This is a genomic window from Streptomyces sp. NPDC015346 (assembly GCF_043078785.1).
Lineage (GTDB): Bacteria > Actinomycetota > Actinomycetes > Streptomycetales > Streptomycetaceae > Streptomyces.
The window spans coordinates 563,450-584,096 of the sequence record NZ_JBIBTW010000002.1; the positions used below are offsets into that span (position 1 = coordinate 563,450).

Below are 20,647 nucleotides of genomic sequence, written 5' to 3' on the forward strand. Positions count from 1 at the left end.
GGGGGTCCGGTACAGCGGAAACGGAAAAAGGCACGGGGAGGGGGCCGGTGGTGCCGACCCCCTCCCCACAACCCGTTACTTCTTCAGCCCGTTACTTCTTCCAGCGGTTCACCTTGATCCTCGGGTACATCACCCAGGACCAGAACCCGCTCTTCTGCCATATCCCGACCGTGATCTTGACGCCCTTGCTCTTGGGCATCGCGTTCTTGAGCTGGATCTCGGTGGCGAACCACCGCATCGCGCCACCGATGGCTTCCAGCGCCAACCCCGCGATCTTGGCCCAGAAGGCCGGCATGGTCAGGCCGATCCGGCCGAAGGCCGACGCGAGGCGCGCGCCCGCCTTGATGGCGCGGGCCAGCTTCTTGGCCTTCTTCTTCTTGACGTGCCAGACCTTCTTCTTCTTCCAGCGCTGGCCGTCCAGGTCCTGCGAGTTGACCGGGTCGCCCGGGTAGGCGTACGTGCTCAGCGAACCGCCCGGGACCGGGTCGGTCTGCAGGAAGCGGCCGGTGGCCGGCGAGTAGAGACGGACGCCCATCAGCGTGGAGCCGCTCAGCGTCTCCGAGGAGCGCTGGTGGCCGCCGACCCAGCCGTACCGCGCGGCGGTCGTGCCCTCGGTCCGGTTGCCGTACTCGTCGGTGCGCAGCACGACGGGCGCCTGGGTGGTGTCCGCCGGGAGCTGCACCGAGACGTCGCCGTGCAGGTTGAGCAGCTGCAGGACGAGCCCGCCGGTCTTGTCGGTCGTCGCGGTCAGCCGGCCGCTGAGCCCGTTGACATAGCGGGTGAGGGTGCCCTGGGCGTCCTCCACGGTCCAGGTCGGGTTGTCCCCGGTGCCGTAGTGGTGCGTCTTGGCCTCGGTCCTCGTCCAGGTGCCGTCCGTCCCCTTGGCCTCCACGGTCCACGCGGCCAGGCGGCCGGTGGCGTCGAGGTTCCAGGTCTGGCGGCGGTCGCCGACGGTCTCGCTGTGGACGAGGTCGTTGACGTAGTACGTCAGCTGGGCACCGGCCGGCGTGGCGGTGGTGCGGCCGAAGGCGTCGTAGGCGTAGCCGCTGTCGACGATCCGGTCGGCGCTGTCGTAGGTGTGCGAGGTGCTGGTGGAGGCGGTTCCTCCCTCGGAGCAGTCGGCCGTGGTCAGGCCGGTGCGGTTGCTGTTGGCGTCGAACGCGTAGGACCTGCGGGTGCACAGGGCGTCCGCGGTGTCCTTGGCGGTGACCAGCCGTCCCGCCGCGTCGTAGGTGTACGCGGTGGAGGTGGAGGTGCCGTCGGACTGGTGGTGCCCGGCCTGCTGCGCGTGCGCGGTGTGCCCGGTGGTGTCGGACAGCAGGGCCGTGCCGTCGGCGGCCGTGTAGGTGCGGGCGGTGGTGTTGCCCGCCGGGTCCCGGTCCACGGTCAGGGTGACCGCGCCGGGCAGGGACTCGGTGGCGAGCTCGCCGTCCGCGTCGTAGGTGCCGGCGAAGGTGCCGGCGACCGAGTCGGTCACCTTGGTGGCCAGACCACGCGGCTCGACGGCCGCGTCGTAGGCGTACGTGGTGGTCGACGGGGCCGAGTCGGTGACCTGGACCGGCCGGTCCAGGGCGTCGTACGCCGTGGTGACGGTGTTGCCGCTGCCGTCGGTGGTGCTGATCCGGCGGCCGAGCGCGTCATAGCCGTACGCCACGGTGGCACCGGCGGCGGTCTGCGAGGCGACCTCGCCGGTCTGCTGGTGGTAGACCGTCGTGGCCTCGGGCACCGCGGTGCCGACGCCGCCGGTGACGGTGGACTTGATCTGGCGGCCCGCCGCGTCGGTGGTGACCGTGGTGGTGCGGGTGGCGCCGTTGGCGGTCTCGGTGGACGTGGAGACGTTGCCCCAGCGGTCGTAGCCGTAGGTCTTGGTGACCAGTTCGGCCGGGTGGGAGCCGCCGCCGGTGACCGTCGCGGCCGGACGGGTGCGGCACACCAGGCCGGCCCAGGCGGGCTTGCCCGCGCAGGCGCCGGTGCCGGTCGCCGACCAGTACTCGGTCAGGGTGGTCAGCGCGTCGGTGCCGTTGGAACGTCCGGAGGTCTCCCGGATCTTGCGGCCCGCGGCGTCGTACGCCGTGGTGGTGGTGATGGCGAGGCCGCCCGGGTCGACGACGCTGCGCGTCGGCCGGCCGGAGGTCCAGTCGTAGCCGGTCGCCGTGGTGCGGCGGTCGGCGTCGGTGGCGTAGCCCTGCACGGCGGCACCGGTGACCGAGGTGGTCACCAGGTCCTGGACCGCCGCGTCGGCGGGGCGGCCCTCGTCGTAGGTGTTGACGGTGTGGGTACGGGCCGGGACCTCGGTGCCGGCGGGCAGCGTGCCCTCGGCGGTGCCCCCGGACAGGGCGCGCTCCAGGGTCACCAGGTGCAGCGGGCCGAACTCCTCGGTCTCGCGCTTGCCGTCCGCGCTGTAGACGGTGCGGGTGGAGAGCTGCTCGGCGCGCTCGGCGACGGTCGCGTCGATGATGCCGAGCCGGGTGAGCTCCGCCTTGGCGGCGTCGGTGGCGCCGAGCGCGAGTGCCCGGTTGCCCGGGGTCAGGGAGCGCTCCTCGGAGCCGAACTGGTTGTAGTCGACGGAGTCGATGTGGCCGCCCGGCTGCGCCGTGTTGACCTCACGGCCCGACGCGTCGGCGTACACGATCGTCGCCCGCTTGTACGCGTCCGCGGTCAGCGAGGTGCCGACGTTGGAGGCGGGGACCTGGTCCGCCGGGAAGACGGCGGTGGCCTCGACCGGGGCGTCGCTCTGGCCCCAGACGGCGACCGCGGCCGCGTTCATCTGGTACGGGGCGTTGGAGCCGGAGACCGGCACCTGGTAGACGATCGTGGTGACCGCCTTGCCGCCGTCGGTCTCGGTGGCGCTGCCCTGCTTCAGGGTGGGCCGCGACGCGGAGAGGAGCATGCCCTCGCCGGCCGTGACCGCGGTGCCCGCCTTGCCGTACGTCAGGGTCCAGGGCAGCTCGCCCGGCTCGGTGAGCGTGGTGAGCCGGCCGGCGCTGTCGTAGGCGTACGCGGTCTTCAGCGCCGGGCTGATCCGCGGGTCCCACACCTCGCGCAGCCGCCCGGAGGCGTCGTACGCGTACTGCGCGACCGTCTCGGCCGTGGCCGCGCTCGCGCCCGGGCTGGTGGCCCAGAGCTTGAGCTGCGCGACCTGTCCGGCGTAGGCGCCGAACGCGGTCGCCGTCGCCGTGGTGGACGACGCGTACACGTACTCCAGGACGCGGCAGCCGTTGGTGGCCGGGGTGGCCTGGCAGGTGGCCGCGTCGACCGCCGGGGAGGCGCCGATCAGGTACTTCGGCCGGGACTGCACGGCGCCGCCGACGGTCACCTTCTCGGAGACGACGGTGGTCGTGGAGTCGTCGACCGACAGGGCCGTGGTGGCCAGCGTCCAGGACGTCGCCGCCGCGTCGACCTTGCGGAAGACGCTCACCGTGCCGCTGGTGTCCTTCAGGGTGAACGAGGTGGTCAGCGAGCCGGTCAGGGTCAGGTCCTCGGAGCCCGACTCGGCCTTCCAGCCGCCGCCGCTGGTGGCGGTGAAGGCGGTGGCGACACCGGTGGAGTCGAGGATCTCGACCGAGGTGGCCGAGGTCTTGCGCAGCACCGTCCAGTCGGTGCCCGCGTCCTCCGCGCCCACGCCGGAGGACCAGTTGGGGCCGAAGATGGCGGCCTGGCCCTCCTGGACCTCCTGGGCCACCGGACGGCGGGAGGAGTGCGAACGCTCGGCGGAGAGGCCGAAGACCTCCGCGTCGGTGTCGCTGTAGGTGAAGTCGCCGGTCTGGGCGTTGACCGTGCCGGGGCCCACCTCGAGGCTCGGCGCGTTGCCCGCCTGGCGGTCCAGGGTGACCTCGACGACCTGGGAGTTGTACTTCGCGGTCGAGCCGGCGTCGAAGACGGCCCGCAGTTCGAGCACGCCGTCCTCGGCCAGCGAGGTGGCCGCGTCCCACACGAGCGGAGGGGCGGTGCCGGAGGTGACCGGGGCGGGCCAGCTGACGGCCCCGCCGGTGGCCGTGGTGACCTGGGCGGTCGGCACGATCTTCCAGGCGTCGGTCTCGCCGCGGCGGTACTCGTAGGTCACGCCGGTGTACTCGGCCTTGCCCTTGGCCTGCAGGGAGACGCGGCGGGCCGTGTCGTCACCGTCGGAGGGGGAGATGACGGCCGCGCCGTCGGCGCCCACCCCGAAGGCGTAGCTGGTGACGGTGGTGGAGAGGTTGCCGCCGGAGTCGATCGTCTTGGCGCGCAGGGTGTGCCAGCCGTCCTCCGGGTTGACGGAGATGGTCAGCGCGTCACCGCCGGTGCCGTTGACGGTGTCGTCCACGCGGTTGGGCAGGTTGGCGTCGTCCAGGCCCCACAGGAAGCCCTGGCCGTCCGTGGACGAGGTGTCCAGGGTGCAGGTCACCGCGCCGCTCGCACGGGCGGTCCAGGTGTCCTTGGCGTACGTCTCACAGCTGATCGTGGGCGCGGCCGGCTTGGCGGTGTTCACGCCGAACGGCATGTACGCGCTCCACGGGCCGTAGAACGTTCCGTCGTAACCGCGCACGCGGTAGCGCAGCTTCGGCCCCGACGGCAGCGCGTTGGCCGAGGGGACGGTCAGCGTCGCGGTCGACCCGGAGGCCACGGCGGCGCTGGTGCCCGTGTAGGTGTACGTGGTCTCGTTGTACGCCGGGTCGGGGGTGATCTCGAACTGGGCCCGGACGGTGGCACCGTCGGGGTCGGTGACCTTCGCGGACATCGTCGGGGTCACCGAGGTCACGTACCGGATGCCGTTGTACGCGTTGACGGTGGACGGCGAGATCGCGGAGGCGGTCGGCGAACCGGGGTAGGAGTCGTAGGTGACCGTCAGGTGCGGTTCCTGGGCGTGGTCGCCGCTGACGTAGTTCGCCGAGCGGTAGCGCCGCCAGGTCGTCGAGTCGGTCTCGGTGACGCCCCGTACCTGCAGACCGTAGTTGGGCTGGCCGTCGGCCCACGCCTGCACGATGGCGTCGATGTCGAAGTCGACGGTGCCGGCCGGGCAGGTGGAGTTGTAGCCCTTGGCGGCGGTGTTGGTGATCGCACCGGTGTCGGTGGTCGCGGGCTGCGCGCCCCAGGTGATCGTGGAGGAGTTCCAGTCACCGGTGATGCGCCGCACCTGGGTGCCGGAGCCGGTGGTCGAGCAGGTCGACGAGTAGTACGAGTAGAGGCCCAGGTTGGTGTCGTTGATCCGCTTGCCCTTGAAGGCCGACACGTCGAACTTCAGGTACGCGCGGGCCTTGGTGGTGCCGCCGTCGTACGTGCCGGACTTCAGCTCGGCCGAGGAGACCTGCGAGTCGGGGTAGTTGGTGGCCACCCAGGTGTCGGTGGAGGCCGCCAGGGTCGAGGTCGGGTCGACCGTGACCGGGTAGGTCAGGTCCTTGGTGAAGTATTTCGGGTCCGGCGTGAGGACGAGGGTCTGCTTCCCGTCCTTCGCCGTCTCGATCTTCACCGGGACCTTGGCCAGGTGCTTGGACTCGCCCGAGCGCGGGTCCTTGGAGGAGTCCCACATCATCGGCGCGGGCGCTTCGGCGACCAGCTTGCCCGCGGAGTCCTTGAGCAGCAGCCGCCCGCTGGGCGCCTGGGACAGCTTCAGGCCCTTGACCTCGACGGGTATGCGGTAACTGACCGGCTCCGTGGGCGCCTTGGCCAGGTGGACGTTCTGCGAGAAGCCCTGGGGCAGCGCGGTGACGGTCAGCGTCTCGCCGCCGCCGAGGTCGTACGCCGCGGTGTCCCCCTTCAGCTTCGGCGCGGGCAGGTTCTTCTCCCAGCCCATGGCGAAGGCGCGCCCGCTGCGCGCGACGGAGGCGAGCTTCGTGTCGCCGCCGTCCGAGACGGTGATGTCCGCCGTCGCGGTCACGGGCCGCAGGTCGGCGCCCGCGTCGGCGAGCGTGGTGTTGATGTCCTGCCAGGCGCCGTCCTTCTTGACCCGGACCGGCGCCGCGTAGACGGAGGTCTGCATCTGTCCGTCGGGCAGGACATAGGTGGCCGAGGTCTCGGTGCGCGCCGACAGGACCTCGATCCTGCGCTTCTGCAGCCGCGCCATGAGCCGGGCGGACGCCTCGTCCTCGGCGACGGCGGGTCCCTTGGGCGCGGCTTCCACGGCGGCGGTCCGCGCATCGGTCCGCTCCGAGCCGAGGGCGACGGCCTGGCCGGTGGTGGCGACGACCACGGCCGTCTCGGCGGCCAGCACGGCGGCTACCGCACCGGCGATCATGCGCAGTCGTCGACGGGTCGATCTGCGCGTACTGGACCACTGGGGCCTCTTGGGCACAATCCCTCCCAAACCTTGTCTGTGGCATGTCACACCTGGGGTGCGGCAGACACAATTCCGGGTCGGGGACGGACTGTTGAGCCCTGCTGGGAAACCTCCATAGGAATCAGAGGTTCTCTTGAGCTACCGGGATCCGCGGTCGGGAAGGACACGCGCTTTGTCCGGGAAGTGCCCGATCGGCATCCACGCGCGGGCGCCCCGCGGCGGTGTTACGGCGGATCAGGGTTACGGAGGATCAGCGGACCAGGACGCGCTCGACCAGGAGCTCGACGGCCGAGACGATCGCGTCCGCGTCGATGCCCGCCTCGTGGAGCTGCTCCTCCGGTGTCGCCGAGGCCGGCATCGAGCGCACGGCGAGGCGGGCCAGGCGGGGCGTGTTGCCGTGGCCGTCGGCGTACGCCTCGGCGACCGCGTCGCCGAGGCCGCCCTCGGAGCGGTGGTCCTCGACCGTCAGGACGCAGCCGGTCGTCCCGGCGGCCTGGTCGAGGGTGGCGCGGTCCACCGGCTTGACCGAGTAGAGGTCGATCACCCGGACCGGGATGCCCGCCTCGGCCAGCCGGTCGGCGGCGCGGAGCGCCTCGTGGACGGTCACCCCGGCCGCGACGACGGTCGCCCGGTCGTCCTCGCCGTGGCTGCGGAGCACCTTGCTGCCGCCGACCGGGAACTCCTCCTCGGGCCCGTACACGACCGGGGTCTTGCCGCGGGTCGTGCGCAGGTAGCGGACGCCGTCCAGATCGGCCATGGCCGCCACCAGCTTCGCCGTCTGGTTGGCGTCGCAGGGGTAGAGAACGGTCGATCCGTGCACGGCCCGCATCATCGCCAGATCCTCCAGACCCATCTGACTGGGTCCGTCCTGCCCGATGGAGACGCCGGCGTGCGAACCGACCAGGTTGATCCCCGCCCGGCTGACGGCCGCCATCCGGACGAAGTCGTAGGCGCGGGTCAGGAAGGCCGCGAACGTCGCGGCGTACGGGACGTAGCCGCGCGCCTGGAGTCCGACGGCCGCGCCGACGAGCTGCTGTTCGGCGATCCAGCACTCGAAGTAGCGCTCGGGGCGAGCCTTCGCGAAGTACTCGGTACGGGTGGAGTCGCCGACCTCGCCGTCGAGCCCGACGACGTCCCCGCGCACGTCCCCGAGGGCGGCCAGCGCGTGCCCGTACGCGTCCCGGGTGGCGACCTCGTCGCCCTTGTCGTAGCGCGGGAGCGTCGGCGCGCCGCCCCTGTCGAGCCGCGGGGGCAGGGCCGCGGGCGGGTCGGTGACCTGGACCCGCAGGTCGCTGTAGCCGCCCAGCTCGGCGATGGCGGCCGCGGCGTCCGGCAGGGGCTTTCCGTGCATGCCCTCGCGGTTCTCGACGGCCGCCACGCCCCGGCCCTTACGTGTGGCGGCGAGGACGGCGGTGGGCCGCCGGACGGTCGCGCGGGCCTCCCGCAGCGCCGCGTCGACGGCCTCGACGTCGTGGCCGTCGATCTGGACGGTGTGCCAGCCGAAGGCCTCCAGGCGGGCCGCGTAGGCGCCCAGGTCGTGCTGGTGGCGGGTGGGGCCGCGCTGGCCGAGCCGGTTGACGTCGACGATCAGGGTGAGATTGTCAAGGCGGCAGTACGCGGCGTGCTCGACGGCCTCCCAGACGGACCCCTCGGCCATCTCGCTGTCCCCGCACAGGACCCACACCTGGTACGGGACGTGGTCGAGGAACTTCCCCGCCAGCGCCATGCCGACACCGACGGGCAGGCCCTGGCCGAGCGAGCCGGTGGCGACGTCGACCCAGGGCAGCCGGGGGGTCGGATGGCCTTCCAGGAGGCTGCCCTTGCGGCGGAAGGTGAGCAGCTCGTCGTCGCCGACGACCCCCGCCGCCCGGTACATGGCGTACAGCAGGGGCGAGGCGTGGCCCTTGGAGAGCACGAAGTGGTCGTTGCCCGGATGGTCGGGGCGGTCGAAGTCGTAGCGCAGATGCCGGGCGAGGAGCACGGCCCCGATCTCGGCGGCGGACATGGAGGAGGTCGGGTGGCCGGAGCCGGCCGCGTCCGCGGCGCGTACGGCGTCGACGCGGAGCTGCTGGGCGAGCGAGGACATCGTTTCGTAGCGCATCAGGGTCTTCCTCCACGGGCCGTCGCGAGGGCCGGGCGGTACATGACGACCGGGCGAGACATCCGGTGTCGGCCGTTCCGATGACATCCGATGACGTCCGGTGACACCCGGTGCGGGTCTTCCGGCGGGTACCCGGGCCTCCGGGCCGTATGCCCGGCAATCGCGGCGGCTGTCGAGTCGTCCACAGTGGTCCACATGACGAGATTCGGGTCTCACGATGCGGCCCAGGCGCGTACCGTGACCGTACCCACCCACACGAGGGAGTCCGGTCATGACCCATGCCTCCGAGCCGTCCACGACCCGGGAGACCGCCGTCTACACCCACGGGCACCACGAGTCCGTGCTGCGCTCGCACAGCTGGCGCACCGCCGCCAACTCGGCGGCCTATCTGGTCCCGGAGCTGCGTCCGGGCCTGGACGTCCTGGACGTGGGGTGCGGGCCGGGCACCATCACCGCCGATCTGGCCGCACTGGTCGCGCCCGGCCGGGTGACCGCGGTGGACGCGGCGGAGGACGTCCTGGCCAAGGCGCGCGCGGTGGCCGCCGAACGGGGCGTGGAGAACGTGGAGTTCGCGGTCGCCGACGTCCACGCCCTGGACTTCCCGGACGACTCCTTCGACGTCGTCCACGCGCACCAGGTGCTGCAGCACGTGGGCGATCCGGTGCGGGCGCTGAGCGAGATGAGGCGGGTATGCCGTCCCGGCGGCGTGGTCGCCGCCCGCGACAGCGACTACGGCGCCTTCACCTGGTACCCGGAGTCGCAGGCCCTGACCGCCTGGCAGGAGCTGTACCAGCGGGTCGCGCGGGCAAACGGCGGCGAGCCGGACGCCGGACGGCGGCTGTTCTCCTGGGCCCGGCGGGCGGGCTTCACGGACATCACGACGACCGCCGCCACCTGGTGCTTCGCCACGGCGGAGGAGCGGGCGTGGTGGAGCGGACTGTGGGCGGACCGTACGACGGAGTCCGTGTACGCGCGGCTGGCCGTGGACGGCGGGCACGCCGGGCCGGAGAAGCTGGCGGCGGTCGCCGCGGCGTGGCGGGAGTGGGGCCGGCACGAGGACGCCTGGTTCATGGTCCCGCACGGCGAGATCCTGTGCCGGGTCTCCTGACGCCCAGGACCCGCGGGCACCGCTTCAACTAGGCTCGTCCGTATGGAGATTCTCGGGACCACACTGCGTGTCTGCGTCGACGATCTCGATGCGGCGGTGGACTTCTACGAGCGGCTCACCGGCGTCCGCGCCCAGCGTTTCGAGCGCGGCGGGGTGGCGGTCGCGGCCGTCGGCTGCTTTCTGCTGATGAGCGGCCCGGAGGCGGAGCTGGAGGTCCTGCGCAAGGTCGCCGCGACCATCTCCGTCCAGGATGTGGACGCGGCCTTCACGGCGCTGACCGAGGCGGGCGCGAAGATCCTGGCCGGCCCGGTGCCGACTCCGGCGGGCCGCAACCTGATCGCGGTCCACCCGGACGGTTCCGTCTTCGAATACGTCGACCTCCGCTCCTGACCGCGGCCCACTCGCCGTCACAGTGGGGCGAAGGCCGCCACGACGAGGTCCGTGAGCAGGGCGCCCGCGGTGCCCGCCGGGTCGAGATCGGGGTCGTAGATGGTGATGTTGAGTCCGACGCAGCGCTCGGAGGTCACCAACGGCCTCAGCAGGGCGGTCAGTTCGTCGGGCAGCAGTCCGTCGGGGTCGGGGCTGTCGACGGCGGGCATGACGGTGGGGTCGAGGACGTCGGCGTCGAGGTGGACCCAGAAGCCGTCGAGAGCGGGGCTTTCGAGGCCGGCGAGGGTGGCGGCGGCGGTCTCGGCCGGTCCGCCCGCGCGGAGTTCGGAGACGGTGACGGTGGGGACCTTCAGGGCGCGCAGCTCGACGACTTCGGGGTCGTCGTGGAAGGCGTCGCGGATCCCGAAGAGGCGGATGTCCTCCTCCCGGAGGTAGGGGCGCCGTCCCTCCAGGTCGGTGAGGTCCTCCTGGCCGCGGCCGGTGGCCAGGGCGAGTTCCTCGCCTCCGGCGGCGCCGACGCGGTCGGAGTTGCCGGGGTGGCGGAAGTCCGGGGAGGCGTCGACGGCGGCGAGGCCGTAGCGGCCGATGCGGCGCAGGGCGAGGGAGGCGCCGAGCTGGATGGAGCAGTCGCCGCCGAGGACGAGGGGGAAGTCCCCGGCCCGTACGTGCCGCTCGATCCGGTCGGCGAGGGTGCGGGTGTAGGTGGCGAGGGCCGCCGCGTTGAAGACGCCGTCGCCCTCTCGCCAGTCGCCCAGGTCGTAACGGGGCGGGACGACGACACCGCCCTCCCGCGCGCCGAGCCGCCGCACGATCCGGTTCTCGCGCAGGGCGCCGGCGAGCTTGTAGCAGCCGGGGACGGTGCCGGGGGCGGGCGGGCGCAGCCCGAGGTTGGAGGGGGCGTCGACGACCACGATGTTCCGCATGCGGATCATCGTCGCCCCGGTGGTGTGGATCTTCAATGGGCGGACGCGGATCGCCCCCGTGGGACCGGGATGGAGGGATCCGGTCCCACGGGGGCGGTGGAAGGGCCGTACGGGTGAGGGTGCGGGCGTCACCCGACGGGCCCGGTCGGCGGCCGGCCGCAGGGTTTCCTGGGCGGTCCGGTCAGTGGTGGGCGACGACCAGCCGCGGCTCGTCCTCCGAGGCCTCGGCGGCCTCGGGGTCGGCCGGGTCGGGGCGCTGGATCAGCAGGGCGGTCACGACGCCGATGCCGAGCAGGGCGAGCGCCGCGTACATCGCGTGCTGGTAACCGGCCTCGGTCACCCCGCCCGCGTCGCTGCCCGCCGTGATCATCGCGGAGGCCAGGGCGATGCCGAGCGAGGCACCGATGCCGAAGCAGGCGCCGTTGAGCCCGGAGAGCGAGCCCGGCTTGTCCTTCGGGGCGGTGGTGACGGCGAGGCCGTTGAGGCCGGTGAGCATGAAGCCGCCGTACGTGACGCCGAGCGCGGCCAGCGCCGCGACCAGGATCCACTCCTGGTGCAGGAAGAAGGTGGCGAAGAGGAAGATCGCGAAGTTGGCGACCGCGCCGGTGACGACGACCGTGCGCCAGCCGACCTTCGGGCCGAGCCGTCCGGTCAGCGGCGCGGAGACCACGCCGATGAGCTGGATCGGGGTGAGGAAGAGGACGGCCGCGGTGACGGCGGAGAGGCCGAGGCCGACGCGGGTGTCCTGCGAGAAGAGCGGGATCGTCAGCGCGATGGCGCCGAAGGCGCCGCCCAGGGTGCAGATCGTCGTCAGGAGCAGGGGCCAGGCGCGGCGCGAGGCCAGGACGTCGATGTCGATGACCGGGTTGGCGGCGCTCTTCTGCGAGACGACGAAGAAGACGAGCGAGGCCAGGCCGCCGAGGAGGAAGCCGAGGGTGAGGACGGAGGTCCAGCCCCAGGCGCCGCCCTGGGCGAGGCCGACGAGGATACCGGTGAGGCCGAGCGCGAGGGCCGCGATGCCGCGGGAGTCGAAGCGGCCGTCGGTGGCGGTGGCCGGGACGTCGGGGACGTACTTCCGCACGCCGAGCAGACCCGCGACGGCGATCAGGGTGGAGCAGACGAAGATGCCGCGGAAGCCGATCGTGTCGGCGATCTGGCCGCCGGCGATGGCGTCGACACCCGCGAGGCCGCCGTTGACGGCGGTGATGATGCCCGCGGCCTTGCCGAAGGCGGCCGGCGTCAGCAGCTGGTTGAGGGTGAGGAAGGCGAGCGTGAACATCGCGGCCGAGATGCCCTGGAGAACACGGCCGGCGATGAAGACCTCGATGTTCGGCGCGAAGACGCAGAGCAGGTTTCCGACGATCAGCACCAGAGCACAGACGATCATCATCGGCTTGCGGCCGCGCTGGTCGCTCAGACGGGCGAGCGTCACCTGACCGATGGCCGCCATCAGGAAGAACAGCGTCTGGGAGAGACCGGCGGCGGCCGTGGTGGTGCCCAGGCGTTCGATGACATCCGGCAGTGCGGGGCTGAGCATCGTGGCGTTGATCTGGTAGCCGAGGACGGCGAGGACCATCGCCATGAGCATGGGCCCGCGGCCCGTGAGGTCGGATTTGGCTGACATATCGGCCCCTTTGCCTTGGATGTCACGTTCGTTGGGCACGCCACCCGCCACACCCGTCGAAACTTGTCTGACAAGTAGCGCCCCGACAGGCTGGACTCTACGCGCGTAAAACGTCAAGACCCTTGGCCCTGTGAATCCGGATACGCTTTGACCTGCCGACAAGTGAGGCGGAGGAGGGGTAGTGGCAGTCAGCGGACAGCAGCGGCGACCGGTCGTGGTGCTCTACGAGCGGATCGCGGACGCCATCCACGACGGCACCTATCCCCCCGGCTCGACCCTCCCCTCCGAGCCGAAGCTCGCCGGCGAGCTGGGCGTGAGCCGCCCCGCCCTGCGCGAGGCCCTGCTGCTCCTCCAGGAGGACGGGCTGCTCTCGGTACGGCGCGGGGTCGGCCGGACCGTCAACGACCACCCGCCACGGCGCGGTTTCGAGCACATCCAGCCGCTGGAGGAGCTGATCGGGACCGGCACGCCGCTGCGCGTACGGGCCCTCCTGCGGGCGGTCGAGGAGCCCACCGACTTCACCACCCAGCACCTGCTCGCACCGGCCAGGGCGGAGCTGCGCTTCTGGGAGTCGTTGCTGGCCGGAGAGGGTACGGCGGCGGCGCTGAGCCAGGAGTGGGCGGCCGCCGACGACGTACTGGAGCGGGCGCACCCCGACTTCGCCCGGGCGCTGCGCACGGTGGAGGCGGCCGAGCGCACCTCCATGCTGGCGGTGCTCGCCGGCGCCTCGCGCGGGGTGCCGCTGGGGGCGCACAGCAGTGTGACGGCGACCCTGGTCGGCCAGCGCCGCGGCGAGCAGCTCGGCCGCCCGGCCGACACCCCGGCGGTCCTGATCACCCAGGTCGTACGGGTCGGCGAGACCCCGGTGATGGCGGCCAAGCACATGCTGCCGACGGGCGCGCCGGCGCTCCCCGTGCTTCAGTCCAACTGATCCAACAGATCCAACTGATCCGACCGATCCAACGCATCCGCCCAGCACCCTGTCGCCACCGTCACAGCGGCCGCGGCCCGCCTTGGCGTACACTTCCGCGCCATGCACTTGTCTGACAACCCCGCCGCCTCTGCCGCTCCCACCGTCTCCGACTGGATCCGTCGGGCCCCGAAGGCCGTTCTCCACGACCACCTCGACGGCGGGCTGCGCCCCGCGACGATCGTCGAGCTGGCGCGCGCCTGCGGCTACACCGCCCTGCCGACCGAGGACCCCGCCGAGCTCGCGGCCTGGTTCCGGGACGCCGCCGACTCCGGTTCGCTGGAGCGGTACCTGGAGACCTTCGCCCACACGTGCGCGGTGATGCAGACCCGCGAGGCGCTGCACCGGATCGCGGCCGAGTGCGCCGAGGACCTGGCGGCGGACGGGGTCGTCTACGCCGAGATCCGCTACGCCCCCGAGCAGCACCTGGAGGGCGGGCTGACCCTCGACGAGGTGGTCGAGGCGGTGAACGACGGCTTCCGCGAGGGCGAGCGCCGCACCGGCGGCCGGATCACCGTCCGCGCGCTGCTCACCGGCATGCGCCACACCGACCGTTCCCTGGAGATCGCGCGGCTCACCGTCGCGCACCGGGACCGGGGCGTGGCGGGCTTCGACATCGCCGGCGGCGAGATCGGCAACCCGCCGGCCCGCCACCTCCCCGCCTTCCAGCACCTCAAGCAGCACAACTGCCACTTCACCATCCACGCCGGCGAGGCCGTCGGCGCGGAGTCGATCCACGAGGCCGTCCAGGTCTGCGGCGCCGAGCGGATCGGCCACGGGGTGCGGATCACGGACGACATCGCCGAGGACGGCACGCTGGGCCGGCTCGCCTCGTACGTCCGCGACAACCGGATCGCGCTGGAGGTCTGCCCGACCTCGAACCTGCAGACGGGCGCGGCCAAGGACTACGCCTCGCACCCGATCGACGAGCTGCGCCGGCTCGGCTTCCGCATCACCCTCAACACGGACAACCGGCTGGTCTCCGGCACCACCATGAGCGAGGAGTTCCAGCACATGGTGGACGCCTTCGGTTACGGCCCGGAGGTCTTCGAGGAGTTCACGGTCGCCGCGCTCGACGCGGCCTTCCTGCCGCTCCCGGAGCGGCAGCGGCTGATCGACGAGGTCGTCCGCCCGGGCTACGCGGCCCTCGCGGCGCTCGCGGTCCGCTAGGACCCGATCCGCCGGACAAGCCGGGACGACCGCAGGCCCCCGCCCGGGCGGGGCGGGGGCCTACGGTCGTCGGGTTCTCCGCTACACCGGTACCGCTACGCCGCTACGCCGGTACGAGCGGGCCGCGCGGCGCCGCCCCGTCGAGCCTGGACGCGCCGTCGAGCCTGGACGCCCCGTCGAGCCGAGCCGGCCGGTCGAGTCTGGCCTCGATGACGGCCCGCACGGCCGGCCACTCCTCGTCGAGGATCGAGTAGAAGGCGGTGCTCCGCACGGCCCCGTCGAGACCTCGCGAATGGGCCCGGTGCACGCCGTCGCAGGTGGCGCCGAGACGCTCGATCGCGGCCCGCGAGCGCAGGTTCCGGGCGTCGGCCCGCATCGAGACCCGCCGCACCCCCCACACCTCGAAGGCGTGCCTGAGCATCAGCAGCTTCGCCTCGGTGTTGACGCCGGTGCCCTGGGCGCCGGGCGCGAGCCAGGTGTTGCCGATCTCCGCCGCGTCCGGCACCGCCGTGGCCGGATCGCCGTGGGGCACACCCGGCACGGCGGGCCAGACCAGCGGCCCCTGCCAGTAGTCCAGCTGCAGGAACCGGGTCGCGCCGACGACCCGCCCGTCGGATGTGCTCACCACGGCGAAGGGGAGCGCCCGGCCCGCGCTCTGTTCGTCGAGGGCGCGTTCGATGTACTCCTGTGCCGTCTCCGGGCTGTGCGGGACGGGCGTGAACACGTACGTCGTACGGTCCTGGGCACCTGCGGCGGCGATCGCGGCGGCATGGTGCGGAGCGAGAGGCTCGAGCCGCACGGTGCGGCCGGTGAGCACAACGGGAAGCGGCACGGGGCCTTCGGTCTTTCTAGGAGGGGGGATGTGCCACGCACCGGCGATTCACACGGTGCGAGAGGCGGAGGCACAGTCTCCGTCCCACCGGCCGCGAAATGGGAAAAGGAAAGGTAAAGAACGGCGGACGGTCGCGTGAATCCACACCCCTGGCCTAACCCGCCCGCCGACCGCCCGCCCGCCCTCCTGCCTGACCCCGCCCGACCTCCCCGCCTAACCCGCCCGACCCCCTGCCTAGCCCACCCGGCCCCGGACGACCGGCAGCTCCAGCGTCCCCGTGTCCTCGGGGGCGCTGACGACGGTCACCGGCTTGACGCCCCGGTTGCCGACGTACGCCGTGTCGCTCGCCGCGATCACGAACTCCAGCCGGTGGCCCGTCTCGTAGCGGTGCACGATGCCCGGGAGCTCCACCGTGAAGGGCCGGGTCGCGTCCGGCACGCGCACCGGGGCGACGAGCCGGTTGACCAGGGTCTTCCGGCCGTCCGGCGCGATGTCGTACACCTTGGCGAAGAGCACCAGCTTGTCGGCGGCGTCGCCGGAGTCCTGGACGCGTTCGGTCGCCGGGGAGACGACCTTCAGCGTGGCCTTCGGGGCGCCGACGACGTCGACGGGCGCGGTGAGCGGGGCGCTGGTCCAGCCGAGGTAGGTGCCGTGGGTGTCGTAGGGCTGCGGGTCGGGCAGTCCGATCAGCCCGGCGAGGGAGGACTCCGAATGGCTGGTGGGCACCAGCCAGTTGCTGTACGAGCGCGAGCCCCGGGCGACCTTGGCACGGTTGTCGACGAGCTTGCCGTCGCCGGAGAGGTGGAGCTTCTGGCTGAGGGCGGGCAGGTGGCCGGCCGTGCCGTAGCCGCTCTGCCAGTCGCGGTAGTAGGCGAACTCGGCCCCGGTGCCGGCGGACCGGTCGTCCCGGAGGTACCGGTCGAACCAGGCGAGGACGCGCTGCCCGACGTAACTCGTCTCCAGGTTCCACTCCCCCATGTTCAGCTCACCGGCCACCGGGTCGCTGATACCCCCGCTGTGCCCCCAGGACTGCCAGATCATCTTCGTGTCGACGCCCCGCGCCTGGAGCTTCTCGTAGGTGTCCCGCGCCTCGTTGAGGTTGAAAAGACTGTCGGACTGGCCCTGGACGATCAGCGTCGGCGCCTTGACGCGGTCGAGGTACGAGACCGGCGAGACGCTCCGGGCGAAGTCGAGCATCTTCTTCGTGTCGGCCTCCGGATAGCGGCCGGAGTTGAGCAGCCGGACGGTGTCGCAGGCGTCGGTGACGAAGTGCAGGCAGCTCAGCGAGTTGATACGGGAGGGGTCGAGGGAGGGCGCGAGCAGCGGCTGGCCCTCGCCGATCAGGTAGAAGCCGTTGGCCCACTGCCACTTGAAGACGCCGGGGGTGGCGCGGTCGGCGCTGTTGGGGGCGAGGGAGTAGGCGAGGTCGTTCCAGGTGATGAGCGGGACGAGGGCGTCGAGCCGGGGATCGACGGAGGCGGTGGCGAGCTGGACGGCTCCGCCGTAGGAGCCGCCGATCATGCCGACACGGGGGTCGGACGCGCCGTCCTTGAGCACGAAGTCGGCGCGGGTGCCGTCGTCGGCGGCGCGGGTGCCGGCCAGGAAGTCGACGAGCCGCGTGGCGGCCTGTCCGTCGATGCGCGGATCGTCGAGGGAGATCAGGCAGCCGGACGCGCCGAAGCCGAGGCCGGAGTAGACGAGTCCGACGTACCCCCGGGCGGCGAAGGCCTTGCCGATGGCGTCGGTGGAGCCGTCCTTCTTGCTGCCGCCGAAGCCGTTGGTGGCGAGGACGGCGGGCGCCGGGTGGGCGGCGTCCACGCCGGCGGGCCGGTAGAGGTCGGCGTCGACGGTGCAGGTCCGGTCGCCCGCCTGGACGGTGAAGCTGAGCGGGGTGACGGTGTACGAGCCGGCCTCGGCGCCGGTCGCCGGTGCGGCGAACGCGAGCGGCAGGGCGACCGCCGTGCCGGCGACCAGGGCGAGGGCCTTGCGGGATCGGGGCAGGGCGCGGGACACGGACACGGGGGCCTCCACACTGAGGATTACCGACTGGTAAGTACCGAGCCGCGCCCATGGTGTGACACGTGTCATAGCCACGTCAACACACCGGATAGCGCTTGTTGACGGAGATTCAGTGAAGGCGAGAGGTCGAAGGCGAGAGGGTGAGGGCCGTGAGGGCGTGCGGCGGTGACCGCCGGTCGGACGCCCGGCGGTGACGGCCAGTCAGCTCACCGGAGAGCCGGGGCGTCGAGCGTCAGCGTCCCCGACTCTGCGTCCAGCGTCCCGGGCAGTCCCAGCGGCACGGTCAGCGCCGTAGCGCTGTGACCGAACCCCATCTCCTCCACGACCGGGACACCGAGCCCGCCCAGCCGGTCGGCGAGTACCGCCCGCACCTCCTCGTAGGGGCCGCACTCCTCCCACGACCCGAGGCCGATGCCCGCGACCCCGTCCAGCCAACCGGAGCGCAGCAGTTGGGTGAGGATCCGGTCCAGGCGGTACGGCTCCTCCCCCACGTCCTCCAGGAGCAGCAGGCCGCCGCGGGCCGAGGGGCGGCCGTACGGGGTGGCGAGGTCGGCGGCGAGGAGGCTGACGCAGCCGCCGAGGGTGACGCCGTGGGCCCGCCCTGGGACCAGGGTCCGTGTGGTGTCGAGGCCGAGGGTCCGCACCGACTCGGGCTCGAAGAGGGTCGCCCGCAGCGACTCCTGGGTGCGGGGGTCCTTGAGGAAGGTCCCGGCCGCGACCATCGGTCCGTGCAGGGTGGCGAGGCCCGTGCGGACGGCGAACGCCTCGTGCAGCGCGGTCACGTCGCTGTAGCCGACGAACACCTTGGGGCCGGCCGCCCGCATCGCCGCCCAGTCGACGAGGTCCACCATCCGCTGGGCTCCGTAACCGCCCCGCGCGCAGATCACCGCGGCGACGGACGGATCGCACCAGGCGTCCTGGAGGTCCCGCGCGCGGGCCCGGTCGGCGCCGGCCAGGTATCCCAACTCGGGGTGGGCGTCCAGGACATGGGGAGCGACCACCGGCTCCAGGTGCCAGCCGCGCAGGATGTCGAGGCCGGCCGCGAGGCGTTCCTCGGGAACGGGGCCGCAGGGCGCGACGACGGCGACCCGGGCGCCGGGGCGCAGCCGGGCCGGCCGCACGAGCGGAGCCACGGGGGCCACGGGGGCCGCGACCGAGGCCGTCTTGGCCGTCGAGGCCGCCGGGGGCGCCGGGAACTCCGTCATCTCCTCAGCTCCAGGACGGGGACGTCGGTCCGCTCGATGCCGAAGACCTGTGCGTACAGCGACAGTTCGGCCTCCAGTGCGCGGATCATCGTCGCGGCGCGCCGGAAGCCGTGGCTCTCGCCCTCGAAGGCGAGGTAGGCGTGCGGGACTCCCCGGCCCGCCATCCGCGCGAGGAAGCGCTCGGCCTGCGCCGGCGGGCAGATCACGTCGTCGAGCCCCTGGAGGAGCAGGAACGGAGCGGAGATCCGCTCGACGTGGTGCAGCGGCGAGCGTTCCCGGTAGCGGGCGGGCACGTCGGCGAGCGGCCCGACGAGCGACTCCAGGTAGTGGGACTCGAAGTCGTGGGTCTCGTCGGTGGCCCAGCCCAGCAGGTCGAGGATGGGGTAGATGATCGTGCCGCAGGCGTAGACGTCGGTGGTGACGAGGGAGGCGGCGGCCGTCCAGCCGCCCGCGCTGCCGCCCCGGATCGCGAGGCGGGCCGGGTCGGCGGTGCCCTCGGCGGCGAGCGCCTCGGCGACGGCCGCGCAGTCCTCCACGTCGACCACGCCCCACTGCTCGCGGAGCCGCTCGCGGTACTCCCGTCCGTAGCCGGTGGAGCCGCCGTAGTTGACCTCGGCCACCCCGATGCCCCGGGAGGTGAAGTAGGCGATCTCCAGGTCGAGGACGAGCGGGGCGTGCCCGGTCGGACCGCCGTGCGCCCACACCACGTAGGGCGGCAGCTCCGCGGCGGGCGCGATCCGGTCGGGGCTGTGCGGCGGGTAGACGTGGGCGTGGATCTCGCGGTCGTCGGGTCCGGTGAAGGTACGGATCTGGGGTTCGGGGTAGTACGACGGGTCGACCGGGTCGTCGTGGGCCGAGCCGATGACCCTGGCCCGGCCGGTGCGGGTGTCCAGCTCCACGACCTCGTAGGCGCTGCGCGGGCTCGCGGCCACTCCGACGACCCGGGTGCCGTGGGCGGCGAGGGTGGAGGCCCACTCGGTCCAGGGGCCCGCGGTGTCCACGAGTTCGCCGCTCTCGGGGTCGAGTATCCCGAGCGCGGTGGCTCCCCTGCCGTGGATGACGGCGATCAGGCCGTTCTCCAGGGGGTGGAACCAGCTGAGGCCGATCTTCCACAGCGGTCCGCCGAACTCCTCAGCGCGGGGGCAGAGCGCGACCGGTGCCCGGTCGCCACCGTCGCCTCCACCGGTACCGGCACCGGCACCGGCACCGGCATCGGCGTCGAGGTCCGACCGGTAGAGGTTCCACCAGCCGCTGCGGTCGCTGACGTACAGCAGTTGGCCCTCGGCGGTCCAGCCGACCTGCGGCACCGACTCCTGCGGGCCGCCCGCGACGGGGCGGGCGCCGTGGAGGACGCCGCCGGGCGTGACGTCGGCGACCAGCACCTCCGTACCGTCCCAGGGCATGCGCGGGTGGTCCCAGCCGATCCAGGCGGCCCGGCGGCCGTCCGGGGAGAGCCGTGGGCCGGTGACGAACCGGTGCCGCCCGTCGGAGAGTTGCCGTACGGCGGAGCGGTCCTCGGCGGCCGATCCGTCCAGGGGTACGGCGGCGAGCACCCGGCGTACGTCCGTGGCGGCGGGCCCGGTGAACTCCTCCAGGACGCACCAGACCTCGCCCCGGTCGGGGTGGATCACCGGGTCGGCCCAGCGCAGTCCGCCGCCGACGGCCGAGAGAGGGGTGAGCGGCCGGGGCGCGGACGCGGGCCCGTCCGGGCCGGCGTCGGGTTCGTAGGCGTACAGCCGCTGGTCGGGGAAGTGGCTGAAGACGATCAGGGGGCCGCCGGTCTCCCGCGCATGACCGGCCCAAGGCTGTCCGCCGTACTCGACGACCCGGCTGCGGACGTTCCAGGGGGCGGGGAGCGGCGACTCCTCGGTGCCGTCGGCGCGCCGGCGCACCAGCGCGCGCCGGCCGCCCTCGGTGGGGCGCGGGGCGGTCCACCACACCTCGTCGCCGACGACGCCGACGTACTCGGGGCGCCCGTCGCGCGCGGCGGCGAGCGCGGCGTCGATGGGTGAGGGCCAGGTGCCGTAGGCGGCCGTGGGGACCATCTCGACT

12 protein-coding genes are annotated in these 20,647 nt (G+C 72.8%); 4 read left to right on the forward strand and 8 right to left on the reverse strand.

What is annotated here, in order from left to right:
- Positions 1 to 91: 91 nt before the first annotated feature.
- A complete protein-coding gene (locus tag ACF06X_RS08535; RefSeq protein WP_392286457.1) occupies positions 92 to 6,211 on the reverse strand; it encodes a DNRLRE domain-containing protein in 6,120 nt (2,039 codons plus the stop codon).
- 292 nt (positions 6,212 to 6,503) lie between these two features.
- Positions 6,504 to 8,354, reverse strand: a complete 1,851-nt coding sequence (locus ACF06X_RS08540; RefSeq protein WP_392286458.1) for a transketolase — start codon at positions 8,352 to 8,354, stop codon at positions 6,504 to 6,506.
- 271 nt (positions 8,355 to 8,625) lie between these two features.
- On the opposite strand from ACF06X_RS08540, the gene ACF06X_RS08545 reads away from it, so the two are divergent.
- Both ACF06X_RS08545 and ACF06X_RS08550 read left to right on the forward strand, forming a co-directional pair.
- Positions 8,626 to 9,462: a methyltransferase domain-containing protein gene (locus tag ACF06X_RS08545; RefSeq protein ID WP_392286459.1), complete on the forward strand. Its 837-nt coding sequence runs from the start codon at positions 8,626 to 8,628 to the stop codon at positions 9,460 to 9,462.
- 42 nt (positions 9,463 to 9,504) lie between these two features.
- Positions 9,505 to 9,852 carry a VOC family protein gene (locus ACF06X_RS08550; protein WP_392286460.1) on the forward strand — a complete coding sequence of 116 codons (348 nt, stop codon included), beginning with the start codon at positions 9,505 to 9,507 and terminating at the stop codon, positions 9,850 to 9,852.
- Between the two features lie 17 nt (positions 9,853 to 9,869).
- Here ACF06X_RS08550 and ACF06X_RS08555 read toward each other — a convergent pair whose 3' ends face one another.
- Both ACF06X_RS08555 and ACF06X_RS08560 read right to left on the reverse strand, forming a co-directional pair.
- Entirely contained in the window at positions 9,870 to 10,775 is a 906-nt protein-coding gene (locus tag ACF06X_RS08555; RefSeq protein ID WP_392286461.1) for an arginase family protein, read from the reverse strand.
- 181 nt (positions 10,776 to 10,956) lie between these two features.
- On the reverse strand, positions 10,957 to 12,399 hold the full coding sequence (locus ACF06X_RS08560; RefSeq protein ID WP_392286462.1) for an MFS transporter: 1,443 nt from the start codon (positions 12,397 to 12,399) through the stop codon (positions 10,957 to 10,959).
- Between the two features lie 181 nt (positions 12,400 to 12,580).
- Here ACF06X_RS08560 and ACF06X_RS08565 point away from each other — a divergent pair, with 181 nt between their 5' ends.
- Both ACF06X_RS08565 and ACF06X_RS08570 read left to right on the forward strand, forming a co-directional pair.
- Entirely contained in the window at positions 12,581 to 13,330 is a 750-nt protein-coding gene (locus ACF06X_RS08565) for a GntR family transcriptional regulator (protein ID WP_392286463.1), read from the forward strand.
- Between the two features lie 102 nt (positions 13,331 to 13,432).
- Positions 13,433 to 14,539 carry an adenosine deaminase gene (locus ACF06X_RS08570; protein WP_392286464.1) on the forward strand — a complete coding sequence of 369 codons (1,107 nt, stop codon included), beginning with the start codon at positions 13,433 to 13,435 and terminating at the stop codon, positions 14,537 to 14,539.
- A 103-nt stretch (positions 14,540 to 14,642) separates the two neighbouring features.
- Here the strand turns inward: ACF06X_RS08570 and ACF06X_RS08575 are convergent, their stop codons facing one another.
- From ACF06X_RS08575 to ACF06X_RS08590, 4 genes are all read right to left on the reverse strand, one after another.
- Positions 14,643 to 15,371 carry a GNAT family N-acetyltransferase gene (locus tag ACF06X_RS08575; protein ID WP_392286465.1) on the reverse strand — a complete coding sequence of 243 codons (729 nt, stop codon included), beginning with the start codon at positions 15,369 to 15,371 and terminating at the stop codon, positions 14,643 to 14,645.
- Between the two features lie 234 nt (positions 15,372 to 15,605).
- Positions 15,606 to 17,384 carry a CocE/NonD family hydrolase gene (locus ACF06X_RS08580; protein WP_392286894.1) on the reverse strand — a complete coding sequence of 593 codons (1,779 nt, stop codon included), beginning with the start codon at positions 17,382 to 17,384 and terminating at the stop codon, positions 15,606 to 15,608.
- A gap of 212 nt (positions 17,385 to 17,596) precedes the next feature.
- The gene (locus tag ACF06X_RS08585) at positions 17,597 to 18,595 is read right to left on the reverse strand and encodes an LD-carboxypeptidase (protein ID WP_392286466.1); all 999 of its coding nucleotides are present in this window, start codon (positions 18,593 to 18,595) and stop codon (positions 17,597 to 17,599) included.
- Entirely contained in the window at positions 18,592 to 20,640 is a 2,049-nt protein-coding gene (locus tag ACF06X_RS08590) for a prolyl oligopeptidase family serine peptidase (protein WP_392286467.1), read from the reverse strand. The genes ACF06X_RS08585 and ACF06X_RS08590 overlap by 4 nt, the downstream gene beginning before the upstream one ends.
- Positions 20,641 to 20,647: the final 7 nt, after the last annotated feature.